Origin of the sequence: Streptomyces pseudogriseolus, assembly GCA_002154585.1 — a bacterium.
Classification (GTDB): Bacteria; Actinomycetota; Actinomycetes; order Streptomycetales; family Streptomycetaceae; genus Streptomyces; species Streptomyces pseudogriseolus.
Genome location: MUNG01000271.1, coordinates 1 through 14,185, shown reverse-complemented (window position 1 = coordinate 14,185; position 14,185 = coordinate 1). Strand labels below are relative to the sequence as shown.

19 protein-coding genes and 1 pseudogene are annotated in these 14,185 nt (G+C 73.0%); 4 read left to right on the top strand and 16 right to left on the bottom strand.

The genetic code is table 11. The features are described 5' to 3' along the window. Together CCN29_RS22955 and CCN29_RS36145 are read right to left on the bottom strand one after the other, a co-directional pair. Nucleotides 1-740, bottom strand: a 740-nt coding sequence (locus CCN29_RS22955; RefSeq protein WP_086684135.1) for an RNA polymerase sigma factor SigF, incomplete at its 3' end; no start/stop codon positions are given. 146 nt (nt 741-886) lie between these two features. After that, nucleotides 887-1,027 (bottom strand): hypothetical protein, encoded by a 141-nt coding sequence (locus CCN29_RS36145; RefSeq protein WP_167334611.1) that lies wholly within the window; start codon nt 1,025-1,027, stop codon nt 887-889. 180 nt (nt 1,028-1,207) lie between these two features. On the opposite strand from CCN29_RS36145, the gene CCN29_RS22950 reads away from it, so the two are divergent. The 3 genes from CCN29_RS22950 to CCN29_RS22940 all read left to right on the top strand — a co-directional run bounded on the left by CCN29_RS22950 (nt 1,208) and on the right by CCN29_RS22940 (nt 2,669). Further along, the gene (locus tag CCN29_RS22950; protein WP_086684132.1) at nt 1,208-1,600 is read left to right on the top strand and encodes a DUF2795 domain-containing protein; all 393 of its coding nucleotides are present in this window, start codon (nt 1,208-1,210) and stop codon (nt 1,598-1,600) included. A gap of 22 nt (nt 1,601-1,622) precedes the next feature. After that, nucleotides 1,623-2,048, top strand: coding sequence for a CBS domain-containing protein (locus CCN29_RS22945; RefSeq protein WP_006130869.1), 426 nt, complete (start codon nt 1,623-1,625; stop codon nt 2,046-2,048). 75 nt (nt 2,049-2,123) lie between these two features. Further along, on the top strand, nt 2,124-2,669 hold the full coding sequence (locus CCN29_RS22940; RefSeq protein ID WP_086684130.1) for a type 1 glutamine amidotransferase domain-containing protein: 546 nt from the start codon (nt 2,124-2,126) through the stop codon (nt 2,667-2,669). 67 nt (nt 2,670-2,736) lie between these two features. Here the strand turns inward: CCN29_RS22940 and CCN29_RS22935 are convergent, their stop codons facing one another. Together CCN29_RS22935 and CCN29_RS22930 are read right to left on the bottom strand one after the other, a co-directional pair. Further along, nucleotides 2,737-3,024 (bottom strand): DUF6158 family protein, encoded by a 288-nt coding sequence (locus CCN29_RS22935; RefSeq protein WP_086684141.1) that lies wholly within the window; start codon nt 3,022-3,024, stop codon nt 2,737-2,739. A gap of 48 nt (nt 3,025-3,072) precedes the next feature. Next, a complete protein-coding gene (locus CCN29_RS22930) occupies nt 3,073-4,692 on the bottom strand; it encodes an ABC-F family ATP-binding cassette domain-containing protein (protein WP_006130872.1) in 1,620 nt (539 codons plus the stop codon). A gap of 160 nt (nt 4,693-4,852) precedes the next feature. On the opposite strand from CCN29_RS22930, the gene CCN29_RS22925 reads away from it, so the two are divergent. Next, a complete protein-coding gene (locus tag CCN29_RS22925; protein WP_086684127.1) occupies nt 4,853-5,674 on the top strand; it encodes a methyltransferase domain-containing protein in 822 nt (273 codons plus the stop codon). A 32-nt stretch (nt 5,675-5,706) separates the two neighbouring features. Here the strand turns inward: CCN29_RS22925 and CCN29_RS35010 are convergent, their stop codons facing one another. The 12 genes and pseudogenes from CCN29_RS35010 to CCN29_RS22865 form a co-directional block, all read right to left on the bottom strand. Continuing rightward, nucleotides 5,707-5,964 carry a gas vesicle protein K gene (locus tag CCN29_RS35010; RefSeq protein ID WP_026243351.1) on the bottom strand — a complete coding sequence of 86 codons (258 nt, stop codon included), beginning with the start codon at nt 5,962-5,964 and terminating at the stop codon, nt 5,707-5,709. A gap of 170 nt (nt 5,965-6,134) precedes the next feature. Then, nucleotides 6,135-6,323 (bottom strand): gas vesicle protein, encoded by a 189-nt coding sequence (locus CCN29_RS22915; protein WP_006130875.1) that lies wholly within the window; start codon nt 6,321-6,323, stop codon nt 6,135-6,137. Continuing rightward, nucleotides 6,320-7,132 (bottom strand): GvpL/GvpF family gas vesicle protein, encoded by an 813-nt coding sequence (locus tag CCN29_RS22910; RefSeq protein ID WP_006130876.1) that lies wholly within the window; start codon nt 7,130-7,132, stop codon nt 6,320-6,322. Before CCN29_RS22910 ends, CCN29_RS22915 begins: the two co-directional genes overlap by 4 nt. Next, nucleotides 7,129-7,464, bottom strand: a complete 336-nt coding sequence (locus CCN29_RS22905; protein ID WP_006130877.1) for a gas vesicle protein — start codon at nt 7,462-7,464, stop codon at nt 7,129-7,131. The genes CCN29_RS22910 and CCN29_RS22905 overlap by 4 nt, the downstream gene beginning before the upstream one ends. Beyond that, nucleotides 7,461-8,759 (bottom strand): SRPBCC family protein, encoded by a 1,299-nt coding sequence (locus CCN29_RS22900; protein WP_086684123.1) that lies wholly within the window; start codon nt 8,757-8,759, stop codon nt 7,461-7,463. The genes CCN29_RS22905 and CCN29_RS22900 overlap by 4 nt, the downstream gene beginning before the upstream one ends. Further along, nucleotides 8,756-9,385 (bottom strand): DNA primase, encoded by a 630-nt coding sequence (locus CCN29_RS22895; RefSeq protein ID WP_086684120.1) that lies wholly within the window; start codon nt 9,383-9,385, stop codon nt 8,756-8,758. Before CCN29_RS22895 ends, CCN29_RS22900 begins: the two co-directional genes overlap by 4 nt. Next, nucleotides 9,382-9,648 carry a gas vesicle protein GvpG gene (locus CCN29_RS22890; protein ID WP_006130880.1) on the bottom strand — a complete coding sequence of 89 codons (267 nt, stop codon included), beginning with the start codon at nt 9,646-9,648 and terminating at the stop codon, nt 9,382-9,384. Before CCN29_RS22890 ends, CCN29_RS22895 begins: the two co-directional genes overlap by 4 nt. Nucleotides 9,649-9,652: 4 nt before the next feature. Next, on the bottom strand, nt 9,653-10,426 hold the full coding sequence (locus CCN29_RS22885) for a GvpL/GvpF family gas vesicle protein (protein ID WP_006130881.1): 774 nt from the start codon (nt 10,424-10,426) through the stop codon (nt 9,653-9,655). After that, nucleotides 10,423-10,842, bottom strand: a complete 420-nt coding sequence (locus tag CCN29_RS22880) for a gas vesicle structural protein GvpA (protein WP_006130882.1) — start codon at nt 10,840-10,842, stop codon at nt 10,423-10,425. Before CCN29_RS22880 ends, CCN29_RS22885 begins: the two co-directional genes overlap by 4 nt. Nucleotides 10,843-10,967: 125 nt before the next feature. Continuing rightward, nucleotides 10,968-11,423: a gas vesicle protein GvpO gene (gene gvpO, locus CCN29_RS22875; RefSeq protein WP_086684138.1), complete on the bottom strand. Its 456-nt coding sequence runs from the start codon at nt 11,421-11,423 to the stop codon at nt 10,968-10,970. A 121-nt stretch (nt 11,424-11,544) separates the two neighbouring features. Beyond that, the gene (ligD, locus tag CCN29_RS22870) at nt 11,545-12,471 is read right to left on the bottom strand and encodes a non-homologous end-joining DNA ligase (RefSeq protein WP_086684117.1); all 927 of its coding nucleotides are present in this window, start codon (nt 12,469-12,471) and stop codon (nt 11,545-11,547) included. Next, a pseudogene (locus tag CCN29_RS22865) lies at nt 12,468-14,185 on the bottom strand (transketolase); the annotation flags it as partial. The gene ligD and the pseudogene CCN29_RS22865, both read right to left, overlap by 4 nt.

Sequence of the window (14,185 nt, the reverse complement as noted above, 5' to 3'; positions counted from 1 at the left end):
AGCCGGGAGACGTGCATCTGGGACAGGCCCAGCTCCTGGGCGATGCTGTTCTGCGTCATGTCGTCGAAGAAGCGCATGTAGAGGATGGCCCGCTCGCGCTCCGGCAGCTCGGCCAGCCGGTCCTTGACCGCCTCGCGGTCGACCACGGTGTCCAGGGCCGGGTCGGGGGCGCCCAGGGCGTCACCGAGGGACCAGCTGCCGTCGCCGCCGGGCATCTCGGCGTCCAGGGACAGCGCGCTGAAGCTCTCGGCCGCCGCCTGGCCGGTGCGCACCTCGTCCTCGCTCAGCCCGGCGCACGCGGCGATCTCGGCGACGGTGGGGCTGCGGCCCTGGACGGTCTGGGACAGTTCCTGGGTCGCCCGCCGGACGCGGTTGCGCAGTTCCTGGACGCGGCGTGGGACGTGCAGGGTCCACATGTGGTCGCGGAAGTGCCGTTTGATCTCGCCGGTGACGGTCGGCACGGCGTAGCTCTCGAAGGCGTTGCCGAGGCCGGGGTCGTACCGGTCGACGGCCTTGACCAGCCCCAGGGCGGCGACCTGGCGCAGGTCGTCGTAGCTCTCGCCGCGGCTGAGGAAGCGTCCGGCGAGCCGGTGGGCCATCGGAAGCCAGGCGCGCACGATCTCGTCGCGCAGCGCGTCGCGCTCGGGTCCGTCGGGCAGGGACGAAAGCCTGCGGAACGCCGCCGCGGTGTCGGGGGCGTCGTGGTGGGGGTGCGTCTTGGCGCCTGTTCGGCTCGGCATGGGGCGTCGCAACTCCCTAGGGGGTGCTCGGGGACGGACGGTCACCGTGGCGGACGCACCCACCGGGGCAGGGACGTCCGGGGCGTCATGCCGCCGCCACGGAGGTGCCTCCTGTCCGAAGCACTTCCGGTCCGCGTGCCCCGGTGTCAGCCGCGCAAACCTCCCACGGGCCGGTCACCTGGTTCCGCTTCCGCCTCGCGGGGCGGCAGGACGTACTCCTCGTAGCGGCCCAGCATCAGGATCACGCCGAGCATGAGGAACGGGACGAGCAGGGCGAGCACCGCCATGGCCGGTCCTTCCGGAAGCCGCGTGGGGGGCGTGCGGACCGGGTCTCCCCCGGCCCCGGAGCCAAACCCGCGGGCGCGGGGACGCCCTCCGCATCCGGCCCGGATCGCCGCCCGTATGCCGGTGTCGGCCCGCGCTCCTCGGGTACGCGGTCCGCACCCCCGAAGGATCTGGAGGGAGACATGCAGCGAGGCAGTGACCGGCTCAGCGTCCACCGTGACGACGAGATGAAGCACGAACTGCAGGGACTGCTGCGGTCCGGACATCCCACCCGTACCGAGGAGTGGCACGACCCGGAGCCGTTCGCCGACGACGACCCCGAGGTCGCGTACGGCCCCGTGACGCCGGGACGCGACCCGTCGTCGCTGGAGGCGGTGCGACGGGGACTGGCCCGGACCCTGGCCCGGGGGGACTTCCCCGCGGGCCCCCGTGAACTCATGCGTGCCCTGGACCGGCGGCACGCCCCCGACGCGCTCGTCGAGGCGCTGGAGCGGCTGCCGCGCAAGGACCGCTACCACAGCATTCAGGAGCTGGCCCAGGCGCTGACCCGGGTCCCGGAGACGGAGAGGGCGTGACCGGAAGGGAGGCCCGGCCGCCATGGCCGAGTTCGTGAAGGACGTGATGACCCCCGGCGTGGTCGCGGTCCGCCCGGACGCCTCGGTCGTCGAGGCAGCGCGGCTGATGCGCGGCCAGAACATCGGCGACGTGGTGGTCGCGGACGGACAGCGCGTCGTGGGGGTGGTCACCGACCGGGACATCACCGTCCGGGCGGTGGCCGAGGGCCGGGACCCGTACGCGGTGAGCGTCGGGTCGGTGTGCACGCCGGACCCGCTGACGCTGGCCCCGGACGACCCGGTGGCGTCGGCCGTCGCCCTGATGCGGGAGCACGCGGTGCGCCGCATCCCCGTGGTGGAGGGCGGTCTGCCCGTGGGCCTGGTGACGCTCGGCGATCTCGCCGAGGCCCGGGACCCCGGGTCGGCCCTCGCCGACATCAGCCGCGCGGAACCGGACGCCACCGGCTGACGCACGGGCCGCACGGCCCACGAGCAAGCAGACAACGCAGAGAACGACGAACCGACGAAGGGACGTAGCGCCATCATGCGCATCGCATTTCTGACCGCACCCGAGGGCGTCGAGCAGGTCGAGCTGACCGAGCCCTGGAAGGCGGCCGAGCAGGCGGGTCACGAGCCCGTCCTGGTGTCGACGCAGTCCGGGGAGATCCAGGCGTTCCACCACCTCGACAAGGCGGACGCCTTCCCCGTGCAGGAGGTCGTCGGCGACACATCGGCGGACTCCTTCGACGGGCTGGTGCTGCCCGGCGGGGTCGCCAACCCGGACTTCCTGCGGATGGACGACAAGGCAGTCGCGTTCGTCCGCGACTTCTTCGAGCAGGGACGGCCGGTCGCCGCGATCTGTCACGCCCCGTGGACCCTCATCGAGGCCGACGTGGTGCGCGGCCGGGAGCTGACGAGCTGGCCCAGCCTGCAGACGGATCTCCGCAACGCGGGCGCCACCTGGGTGGACGAGCAGGTCAAGGTCTGCGACCACGGGTCGAACAAGCTGGTCACCAGCCGTAAGCCCGACGACCTCAAGGCGTTCTGCGAGACCTTCCTGGAGGTGTTCGCGGCCGAGCGCGCCTCGTAGAAAGGCGGTACCCGCAGCCACCGACGGCCGACGGGAGTCCCGCGCGTGGCGGGGCTCCCGTCGCCGTTCAGGTACCCGAGGCGGTCGGCGTCGCCGAGTCCGAGCCGGTCCGCTCCCGGGCGCCCTCACGGGTGCGGCCCGGGGCGACGGGGCGGCGCGGGTTGCGCCGCAGGTACTCGCCCTCCAGCTGCGCCATGCGCTCGTTGTGGGCCCGCAGCGCGTCGTTGGACCCGTACAGCAGCGTGTCGTGCCGCGTGCGGTGGATGGTCTCCAGCTCCTTCATCAGCTGCTGGTCGTCCAGGCGGCTCGGGTCGACTCCGGTCATCGTGGTGCCCCGCTCGTCGTGTGCGTTCATGCGCCCCGGGTACCCGCGCGCCGCCCGGGCCACCACCCGGAACGGCAATCAGCGCGCGCGTTCCACCCGCCGCTCGTCCCAGACCGGTTCCGGCGTCTCGCGGACCCGGCCGTCGCTGCCGAAGACCAGGAACCGGTCGAAGGAGCGGGCGAACCAGCGGTCGTGCGTGACGGCGAGGACCGTTCCCTCGAAGCCCTCCAGGCCTTCCTGGAGGGCTTCCGCCGATTCCAGGTCGAGGTTGTCGGTGGGCTCGTCGAGCAGAAGGGCGGTGACGCCCTGGAGCTCCAGCAGCAGGATCTGGAACCGGGCCTGCTGTCCGCCGGACAGCCGGTCGAAGGTCCGCTCCGCCTGCTGGGTCAGCTCGTAGCGGCGCAGCCGGGACATGGCGGCGCCCCGGTCCTGGGAGTGCTCGGTCCACAGGATGTCGAGCAGGGTGCGGCCGATCAGCTCCGGGTGGGCGTGGGTCTGCGCGAAGTGCCCGGGCACGACGCGCGCGCCGAGCCGCCAGCCGCCGGTGTGCGCGACGTCGTCGCCGGCGAGCAGACGCAGGAAGTGCGACTTGCCGGAGCCGTTGGAGCCGAGCACCGCGACCCGCTCGCCGTAGAACACCTCCAGGTCGAAGGGTTTCATCAGGCCGGTCAGCTCGAGCCGCTCGCAGGTGACTGCGCGGACGCCGGTACGGCCGCCCTTGAGGCGCATCCGGATGTCCTGCTCGCGCGGCGGCTCCGGCGGGGGCCCCGCCTCCTCGAACTTGCGCAGCCTGGTCTGGGCGGCGCGGTAGCGGGACGCCATGTCGGGGCTGTTCTCCGCGGCCTGGCGCAGCGTGAGCACCAGCTTCTTCAGCTGGGCGTGCTTCTCGTCCCAGCGGCGGCGCAGCTCCTCGAAGCGGGCGAAGCGCTCGCGCCGCGCCTCGTGGAAGGTGGCGAAGCCGCCGCCGTGCACCCAGGCGTCGGCTCCCGCGGGGCCCGGCTCCAGGGAGACGATCTTCTCGGCGGCGCGGGCGAGGAGTTCGCGGTCGTGGGAGACGAAGAGGACCGTCTTACGGGTCTCCGCGAGGCGCTCCTCCAGCCAGCGCTTGCCGGGCACGTCCAGGTAGTTGTCGGGCTCGTCGAGCAGCAGCACCTCGTCGGGGCCCCGCAGCAGCGCCTCCAGCACCAGCCGCTTCTGCTCGCCGCCGGACAGCGTGCTCACCTGACGCCACTGGGCCTTCTCGTAGGGGACGCCCATCGCGGCGGTGGTGCAGATGTCCCACAGCGTCTCGGCCTCGTACCCCTGCGCCTCGGCCCAGTCGGCGAGGGCCTGCGCGTAGCGCATCTGGGCGGCCTCGTCGTCGACCGTCATGATGGCGTGCTCGGCGGCGTCCACCGCGCGGGCCGCCTCGCGGATGCGGGGCGGCGCCACGGACACCAGCAGGTCGCGCACGGTGGTGTCGTCCCGTACGGAGCCGACGAACTGGCGCATCACCCCGAGGCCGCCGCTGACGGCGACGCCGCCGCCGTGCGGGGCGAGCTCGCCGGAGAGGATGCGCAGGAGCGTCGTCTTGCCCGCGCCGTTGGGTCCCACGAGGGCCACGACGGCGCCCTCCCCCACCCGGAACGACACATCGCCCAGGAGGGTCCTCCCGTCGGGGAGGTGGTACTCGAGGTGCGCGGCTTCCAGATGTCCCATGGCCGCGATTGTGCGGGGCGCGCGAAGACGCTGGCAACCGGGTTTTCCAGGGCCCGGCCTCTTCGGCGAGTGTCCCAGTATATGAAACACATATCTCATCATGCGGCCGTCGTGCGTAACGTGGTTGCTCTCACGACAAGTTGAAAGGGGTGGCCCCGCCATGCCGCACGCACGGGAGACCGCCGTCTACACGCACGGGCACCACGAGTCGGTGCTGCGGTCGCACACCTGGCGCACCGCGGAGAACTCGGCCGCGTATCTCCTCGGGGCGCTCAAGCCCCACATGCGGATCCTGGACATCGGCTGCGGGCCCGGCACCATCACCGCCGACCTGGCCGCCCTGGTTCCCGACGGCCACGTCACGGGGCTCGACCGGGAGCCGGGCGTCCTGGGGCGGGCCCGCGCGGTGGCCGGCGAGCGGGGGCTGACGAACACCGACTTCGTGACGGGGGACGTGCACGCGCTGGACTTCCCCGACGACACCTTCTGCGTGGTGCACGCCCACCAGGTGCTCCAGCACGTCGGCGACCCGGTGGCCGCGCTGCGCGAGATGCGGCGGGTGACCAAGCCCGGCGGGTACGTCGCCGTCCGGGACGCGGACTACGCCGCGATGACCTGGTATCCGGAGTCGGCGGGCCTGGACGACTGGCTCGGTCTCTACCGGCGCGTGGCGCGGGCCCACGGGGGCGAGCCGGACGCGGGGCGGCGGCTGAAGGCGTGGGCCCTTCAGGCGGGGTTCACCGACATCACGGCGACGTCGGGCACCTGGACCTACGCGACGGCGGAGGAACGCGCCTGGTGGAGCGGGCTGTGGGCGGACCGCACGGTGACCTCCGACTACGCGGAACGGGCCGTCGCGGGCGGACACGCCACCCGGGAGCGGCTGGAGGCGGTGGCCGCCGCGTGGCGGGAGTGGGGCGCCCGGGAGGACGGCTGGTTCGCCGTGCTGCACGGGGAGATCCTCTGCCGCAAGGACGCGTGAACCCGGACGCCGGGCCCCCCGCCGCCCAGGACTCAGTCCCGGGGCAGCAGCGGGCCCAGCGGGCCGAGGTCGAGGTTAAGGTCCTCGGGGCGCAGTCCGTAGCGGTTGCGCAGCTCGGCCATCCGGTCCTCCAGCAGCATGAGGGTCAGCCCGACCCGCTCCTCCTGCTCCTCGGTGAGGTCGCCCTCGTCGAAGCGGCGCACCGCCTGGCGCTCCATGAGCTGGCGGAGCAGTTCCACCACGGTCAGCACCAGCTTCACCAGGTCGCGCTCGACCGTGTCCGGCTCCAGGTCGAGCCGCCGGCGCGGCTTGGGGTGCGGCTCTGCGGGGCGGGCCGCCGGTTCCGGGCGCGCGTCGAAGGACGCCTCCGGGTCCAGGGGCGACCGCCCCTCGAAGAGGTCGGCGTCGGTCACCGTGACGGGGTCCGGCGCGCCCGGCGCGCGGTGCCGCGGGTCGTCGGTCACGGTGACTCCTCGAAGGGCGAGGGGACGTTCTGGTTGACGGAGCTGATCAGGGCGTTGAGGTCGATGCGGACCAGGTCGACGTCCGCGATCCGGAGCGTGATGTCGCCCGTGATGACCACACCGCCGGCCAGCAGCCGGTCCAGCAGGTCGACCAGGGCGATCTCACGCCGTTCGACGACGGTCACGTGGTCCCCTCCCCCGCGGTCCGCTCGCCGGCGGTCTCCGCACCGGCCGTCTCCTCGCCGGCGAACGAGTACGCCGCCCACGGCCCGGTGAGCTCCACCCGCAGCCCCGGGGAGTCGTCCTTCGTCCGCTCCACCTGCTCCACGAACGCCTCCGACTCGCCGCGCGGCACCAGATAGGCGGCGTTCATCACGTTGCGGCCGCGCGCCCCGGACAGGGTGGGGTTCTGCGGCGCGTGCAGCCGGGAGTCCTCGGCGAAGCCGGCCAGGGTCCGGTGCAGCCCGGTCGCGAAGGTCTCGGCGCGCTGCCACTGGTCCTCCCGCGACCGCGTCTGCTCCCGGCGCCGGCGCAGGTAGTCCCGCCCGGACATCGCCGCGGGCCGCGCCCCGGACTGCTCGGGGGCCTGCTCCGGCTCGGACTCCAGGAACACCTTGACGCCCCACTCGACGCGGCCCTCCAGCCGGTCGAGGCGGCGCAGGAAGTTCTCCTCGCGCGCCTCGATCATCGACCGTACGCCGCTGTCGTCGCGGAACACGGTGCCGAGCCGCAGCGGCAGCGGGGTGGTGACGGTGGTGAGCGCGTCGATCACGCCCTGGTGGGCCCGAGCGACCGCGGTCAGCCAGTCGAGGTCCTCCAGATGTGCCCGCAGCGGCTCCTCCGCGAAGTCCGCCTCGGGCACGTGGCTGACCACGGCCACCAGGTCGTGGTGCGGCACCAGCCGGGGCGGGTCGCCGCCCACCCCCGTGAGCTGGGCCTGGAGCGGTGTGCCGAAGGGGCGGCACACCGCGTAGACGTAGCGCAGTCCCGTCACGGAGCCTCCTCCTCCGCGCGGCGCGGCTCCAGCTCCTCGAGCCGGGCCAGTCGCTCGCGCAGCTCGGCGTTCTCGCGGGCCAGCTCGTCACGCCGGGCGCGTGAGGACAGCGCCGGGTCGGACTCCCACCAGTCGATCCCCATCTCCTTGGCCTTGTCCACGGAGGCGACGACGAGGCGCAGCTTGATGGTGAGCAGTTCGATGTCCAGCAGGTTGATCTTGATGTCGCCCGCGATCACCACGCCCTTGTCCAGCACCCTTTCCAGGATGTCGGCGAGGTTGGCGCTGCTGCCCTGGCCGTACGGGTCGGGGAGTCGGCTGGGAGTGGTCATCGGCGGCTCCGGCCCTCGGGCTCGTCGGCGCCGGCCTCCTCGGCCGGCTCGTCGTCGTCGTACTCCTCGTCCTCGTACTCCTCCTCCAGGGGCGCGTCCTCCTCCGGCGGCACTCCCTCCTCGTCCTCCTCGTCGTCCTCGTCGCCGGCGGCCTCCTCGTCCTCGTCCTCGTACGGGTCGTCGGGCTCGGCGCCGCCGGCCTCGTCCTCGTACGCGTCCTCGGGCTCGGCGCCTTCCTCGTCCTCGTCCTCGTACCCGGCTTCGGCCTCGTCCGCCTCGTTTTCGTCGTAGGCGTCCTCAGGACCGCCGTCGGTCTCGCCCTCGGGGGCCTCCTCGTCGTACTCCTCGCCCTCGGCCTCGGAGTCGCCGGCCTCGGAGTCCTCGGGGCCGTCCTGCTCCTTCTCTTCCTCGGCCACGGCGTCCTCGTGGCTGCGGACCACCTCGCCGTCGCGGATCTCGCCGCGCCAGCTGTCCTCGGCCTCGCCCTTGATCGTGATGAAGCGGGCGAAGTTCTTCAGGTCGAGCCGGGCGCGGCGGCCCTGGGCGCGCCAGATGTTGCCGGTCTTCTCGAAGAAGCCCGAGGGGTAGTACTCGATGACCAGCAGCACCCGGGTGAGGTTGTCGGCGAGCTTGTGGAACGAGACGACGCCCTTGGTGGTGCCCTTGGCGCCCTCCGAGGACCAGGCGATCCGGTCGTCGGGCACCTGCTCGGTGGTCGTCGCCTTCCAGCTGCGGTTGGACCACCAGATCTTCGCCTGCCAGTCCGACGTGGTGTCGTCGGCCTTGTTGGCGCTCTTCACGCCCTTGGCGAAGGTGCTGAAGTCCTGGTACTGGGTCCACTGGTCGTACGCGGTGCGCAGCGGCACGCCGACGTCGATGTACTCCATGATGACGGTCGGCTTGTTGCCGGACGACTTCTTGCGCTTGCCCTTGCCGCCTCCGCCGAGGTTCTTCAGGGCGCCCGTGACGTTGTCCTTGGCGCGCGTCGCGCCGAGTTCCAGCGCGGTGCGCAGGGGGCCCTTGCCCTCGGCGAGCTTCTTGCCGCCGTCGGCGGCGAGCTTGGCGAAGCCGGGGCTGTTGCCCTCGGCGATGTCGTTCAGCTTGCCGGTCGTCTCGCCGAGCTTGTGGCCGACGCCGGTCAGCAGGCGGGTGGCCTGCGCGGCGAGGTAGTCCTGCAGCTCGGCCTTGAGCCGGTCGGCGGCCTCGCTGTGGGCGAGGTCGGACAGCGGGTTCCTGCTCGCGCCGTCCGCGGTGTCGCGTGCGGCGGACGTGGCCCGCCCGACGGTCTCGGTCATCGTTCACCGCCTCCCTTCGAGGGACGGGGACGGGTGCCGCGGGAGGCGGACGCGGTCTTCTTCGCGGCCGTCTTCTTCGCGGCGGTCTTCTTCGCGGCGGGCGCCGGAGCGCCGGCGGCCCGCTTGGCGGGTGCGGTCTTCTTCGCCGCGGGACCCTTCTTGGCCGGGGCCTTCCTGGCGGCCTTCTTCGCCGCCGGTGCGGCGCCCGGCTCCCGTTCGCGTCCGCCGTCGTCCCGGTCCTCGCCGGCGTCGTCCGGCTGCCCGTCGGCGTGCTCGTCGGTCCCGTCGCGGTCCTCGGCGCCGGCGCCGGCGCCGTCCAGCTGGCCGCGTACCGCGGCGGTGCGGCCGTGCAGGCGGTCCGCGAGCGAGCTGATCTGCCGCTCGACGAGCGCGCCCGAGGCAGCCTTGCCGGCGCCCCGCAGATCACCCTTGAGCTGGTCGCCCAGCTCCTTGAACTGCGGGTTGTCCCGTAGCTGCTGCGCCACCAGGTCCGCGACGGCGCGCGGGCTCAGATTGAGCTTCTTGCCCGCGACCAGACCGCCGACGGCCAGCGCCATCTTCAGCTTCTTGGTCCGTCCGAGGAGATATCCGGCCCCGATGGCGAGGCCCAGTCCCGTTCGATTCATCGTTGTGCCGTCCCGTCCCCTTGACCCGCGCCCGTGCGCGTCGCGATCTCCAACCGGTCCAGGAGTGCGTCCTCCTGTTCGTCGAACTCCTCCTCGGTGATCTCCCCTGCCTCCAGCAGTTCCTCCAGCCGGGCCAGTTCGGCACGGATGGTCGCGGGGTCGTAGTAGATGCGTTCCGCTTCCTGAAGGACCTGCCGGACGGCCCAGGAGCCGGCCCGCGCCGGGGCGAGCGGCAGCAGCAGCACCTCCGAGATCAGGCCCATGTCGTCACCCCGCTGCGGTGTCCGTCCCGCCGGCCGCGGCGCCCGCGGGCTCGGCGGGGCCGGGCTCGACGAAGCTGTACGGCGGCAGCGGGCCGTTCAGACGTATCTCCAGGTGGGGCAGGTCCTCGCGGGCCCGCTCCACCGCGGTCAGGAACTCCTCCGCCGACTCGCGCTTCACCAGGTACGAGACGTTGGCGAGCCAGCCGGTGGACCCGGGGCCCACGCTCTCGGCGTCGGCGACGCCGTGCAGCGCGTTCTCCAGCGCGGCGCCGTCCTCGGCCTCGCGGGCCTTGACCGCTTCGGCGACCATCTCGCCGAGGCGGATCTTGTCGTCGTAACTACCGCCGCCGGCCTGCCGGTTGGCTTCCGCGAGGGCGCGGATCTCCGGGTTGGTGGCCATGACGTGGTGGAGGACTGCCTCTTCCACGTGGTTGGCCTTGACGTTGTACTCGACGCGGCCGTCAAGGGCGCGCAGCCGCTCCAGGTAGTGCTCGGCGCGCTCGGCGAGGACCGACGTGACGGAGTCGTCGTCGGGCGCGACGCTGCCGAACCGCATGGGCAGGACGCAGCCGCCCGCGCCGATCTCGGCGAGCACGTTCTGGTGCGCGAGCAGCTCCCGCCGCTTGGGGCGCAGGCCCTCGGGGGCGTCGCTGACGACGGCCGCCAGTTCGCCCTCGGTAAGGACGCGGACCGGGCGGGCCGGGTCGCCGACCCCGCCCATGCCCTCGGGCAGGGAGGGGTGCGAGGCCGCGGTGATGCCATAGACGTACGTGCTCACTCCTGCTCCTCCTTGCGCCGCGACGTGGTCTTACGGGCGCGGGGCCGGGACTCGGTCTCGCCCTCGCGGCCCTGCTTGAAGGCGTCCGAGATGGTCTCGGCGGCGCCGGACAGGGCGCCCTTGGACTTGCCGCGGGCGCCGGACTCGGTGACCTCTCCGACGATCTCGGGCAGGCCCGGGCTCTTGCGGGGCCCGGCCTCGAGGTCGAGCCGGTTGCACGCCTCCGCGAAGCGGAGGTAGGTGTCGACGCTCGCGACGACGACACGGACGTCGATCTTGAGGATCTCGATGCCGACCAGGGACACGCGCACGAATGCGTCGATGACGAGCCCCCTGTCCAGAACAAGCTCAAGCACGTCGTAGAGGCCGCTGCTGCCGCCTCCGCCGCCGGACTGCTGTGCCGGTACGACTGTCATGCCCGCCGTTCCTCCTTGAAGTCGGGGATGTGGTTGTCGGGGTTTCCGCGCGGTTGTCGCGGTTGTCGCGGATATCGGTGATGTCGTGGATCTGGCGATCTCGGGGTGTGGTCGCGTCGTGCGGCCTAGTGGCCGCCGGACCTGCGCGCGTCGGCGCGTCCGCGCTCGTAGCGGCGGACCCTGCGGTACCCGGTGAGGTCCCCGTCGGGGTCCAGCTCCACCTGGTAGCTCGCCATCAGACTCATCGTGTCGGGCACCCGCTCCAGCTCCAGGACCTCGACCTCCAGCACCCAGCCCTCCGAGGTCTGCTCGAAGGACGACACGGACTCGGCCTCCATGCCGGTGAGCTCCGCGAGCTGTGCCCGCGCCTGGCGCAGCACCTCCATGGGCTTCGGCTTCTTCCGTGCCGGGGTGCTCCCGGCCGTGTCGCTGTCGTGCTCGGTGTCGCTGTCGGTCTCGGTCCGCCTGCGGGGTGCGGTTCGTTTACGGGGGGTGCGTGAGCTCCGGGTCTCCTGGCTCTCACGGGAATCCTGAGATTCCTGTAGATCCTGTGACTCTTCGGTGTTTCTCGTGTTCGACATGGCCACCTCCCCCTCCGTGTGGCCGCAAGCGCGTTCGCCAAACCTCCGGGAACTCACCCGTTCGCCGCGTCCGGGTGCCGTCCCTGGCCGGAAGGAGGTATGCGGGCGACGGCTCCGGCGGTCAGCCGCGCAGGGCGGCGAGCCTGCGGCGGGCCGGGGCGAGCGAGCGGCCCTTGCGGGACAGTCCCGCCCACGGGTCGGTCTCGGCCTGTCCGAGGGCGTTCTCCACCGTCCAGCGGCGGGCGTGCAGCTCCGGGTCGTCGAGCTGCTCCCAGGTGATGGGGGCGGCGACGGGCGCGCCGGGCAGGGCGCGGACCGTCCAGGGGGCGACCGCGGTCTGCGCGTAGGCGTTGCGCTGGACGTCGAGGTAGAGCCGGTCGCCGCGGTCCTTCTTGCGGGCCGCGGTGGTGAGCCGGTCCGGGTGGGCGCGGGCCAGCGTGTCGGCCACCTCGCGGGCGAACTCCCGTACCGAGTCGAAGTCCTGGCCGCCGTCGAGCGGCACGACCACGTGCAGCCCACGGGATCCGGTGGTCATCAGGGCGGAGGGGAGGGCGAGTTGGTCCAGCAGCTCCCCCGTCAGCCGGGCGGCCTCCCGCACCGCCTCGAAGTCGTCGCCGGACGGGTCCAGGTCGAACACCAGCCGGTCGGGGCGGTCGGGGTCGTCGGCGCGGGAGAGCCAGCGGTGCAGGGTCACGCTCGCCTGGTCCACCAGGTACAGAAGGGTGGCGGTGTCGTCGCACACGGTGTGCGTGACCGTGCCGCCCTCCTTGGCGACCTCGGCCCGGGTGATCCAGTCCGGGTAGCTGTCGGGGGTGTTCTTCTGCATGAAGGCCGGGCCGTCGATGCCGTCGGGCCGCCGGTCCAGCATCAGCGGCCGGCCGCGCAGCTGCGGCAGCATGTGACGGGCGACGGCCCGGTGGTAATCGACGAGGTCGCCCTTGGTGTACTCCCGGGCGCCGTCGCCGCCCGGGAAGAGCACCTTGTCCGGGCGGTGGATCTCCAGCCGGCGGCGGCCGGCCCGTACGGTGCGCGACCCGCCGTCGCTCACGACACGATCGCCTCCCCCACCAGCAGCCGCCCGGCGGCGGCGATCGACGCGGCGTCGATCCCGGCGGCGTGCAGCTGCTCCCCGGGGGAGGCGGAGCCCGGCATGTTCCGTACGGCGAGCCGCACCAGCCGCGGCACGGGACGCCCGTCGGAGAACGTCTCGGCGACCGCGTCGCCCAGCCCGCCCTCGGGGTGGTGGTCCTCGACCGTCATCAGACAGCCGGTCTCCTCGGCGGCGGTGCGCAGGGTCTCCCGGTCGGCCGGCTTCACCGAGTACAGGTCGACGACCCGTACGGCGATGCCCTCGTCGGCGAGGGCGTCGGCGGCGGCCAGCGCCTCGGGCACGGTGACGCCGGCGGCGACCAGGGTGAGCCGGTCCTGGCCGGAGGAGCGCAGCACCTTGCTGCCGCCGACCGGGAACTCCTCGTCCGGGCCGTAGATCACCGGGCTCTTGCCGCGTGAGGTGCGCAGATAGCGGATGCCCTCCAGGCCGGCCATCGCGGCGACCAGGCGGGCCGTCTGGTTGGCGTCGCACGGGTACAGCACGGTGGAGCCGTGCACGGCCCGCATCATCGCCAGGTCCTCCAGCCCCATCTGGCTGGGTCCGTCCTGGCCGATGGCGACGCCCGCGTGCGATCCGACGAGGTTGAGCCCCGAGCCGCTGACCGACGCCATGCGGACGAAGTCGTGGGCGCGGGTGAGGAAGGCCGCGAAGGTGGAGGCGTACGGGAGCCGGCCGCGCGCGGCGACCCCGACGGCGGCCGCGATCATCTGCTGCTCGGCGATGTAGCACTCGATGTAGCGCTCGGGGTGCTCCTTGGCGAAGTACTCCAGGCGGGTGGAGTCGCCGACCTCGCCGTCCAGGGCCACCACGTCGTCGCGCGCGTCGCCGAGCGCGGCCAGCGCCTGGCCGAAGGCGTCGCGGGTGGCCACGTCCTCACCGCGCTCCCAGCGGGGCAGCTCGGGCGTGGTGATCCGGGGGGCGCGGGTCGCGGCGCCGGCGGGCGGCGCGTGGACGGTGATGCGCAGGTCGCGGGGGCCGCCCAGTTCGGCGATGGCGTCCTCCGCCTCCGGCAGCGGCTTGCCGTGCAGCCCCTCCCGGTCCTGCACGGACTCCACGCCCTTGCCCTTGAGGGTGCGAGCGAGGATCGCGGTCGGCTGGCCCCGGGTGGACAGCGCCTCGCCGTAGGCGCGGTCCACCGCGTCCACGTCGTGCCCGTCCACCTCCACGGTGTGCCAGCCGAACGCCTGGAAGCGGCGGGCGTAGGCGTCGAGGTCGTGGCCGTGCCGGGTGGGGCCGCGCTGGCCCAGCCGGTTGACGTCGACGATCGCGGTCAGGTTGTCCAGGTTCTCGTACGCGGCCTGCTCGGCCGCCTCCCACACGGAGCCCTCGGCCAGCTCGCTGTCGCCGCACAGCACCCACACGCGGAAGTCGGTGTGGTCCAGCCGCTTCCCGGCGAGCGCGATGCCGACGCCNNCGCCGTCTCCACCCAGGGGAGCTTGCGGGGCGTGGGGTGGCCCTCCAGGCGGCTGCCGTTCTCGCGGAAGGTGAGCAGCTCCTCGTCGCCGATGACGCCGGCCGCCTTGTAGGTGGCGTACATCAGCGGGGAGGCGTGGCCCTTGGAGAGGACGAAGCGGTCGTTGGCGGGGTGGTCGGGGCGCTCGAAGTCGTAGCGCAGATGGCGGGCGAAGAGGACGGCCATGAGGTCGGCCGC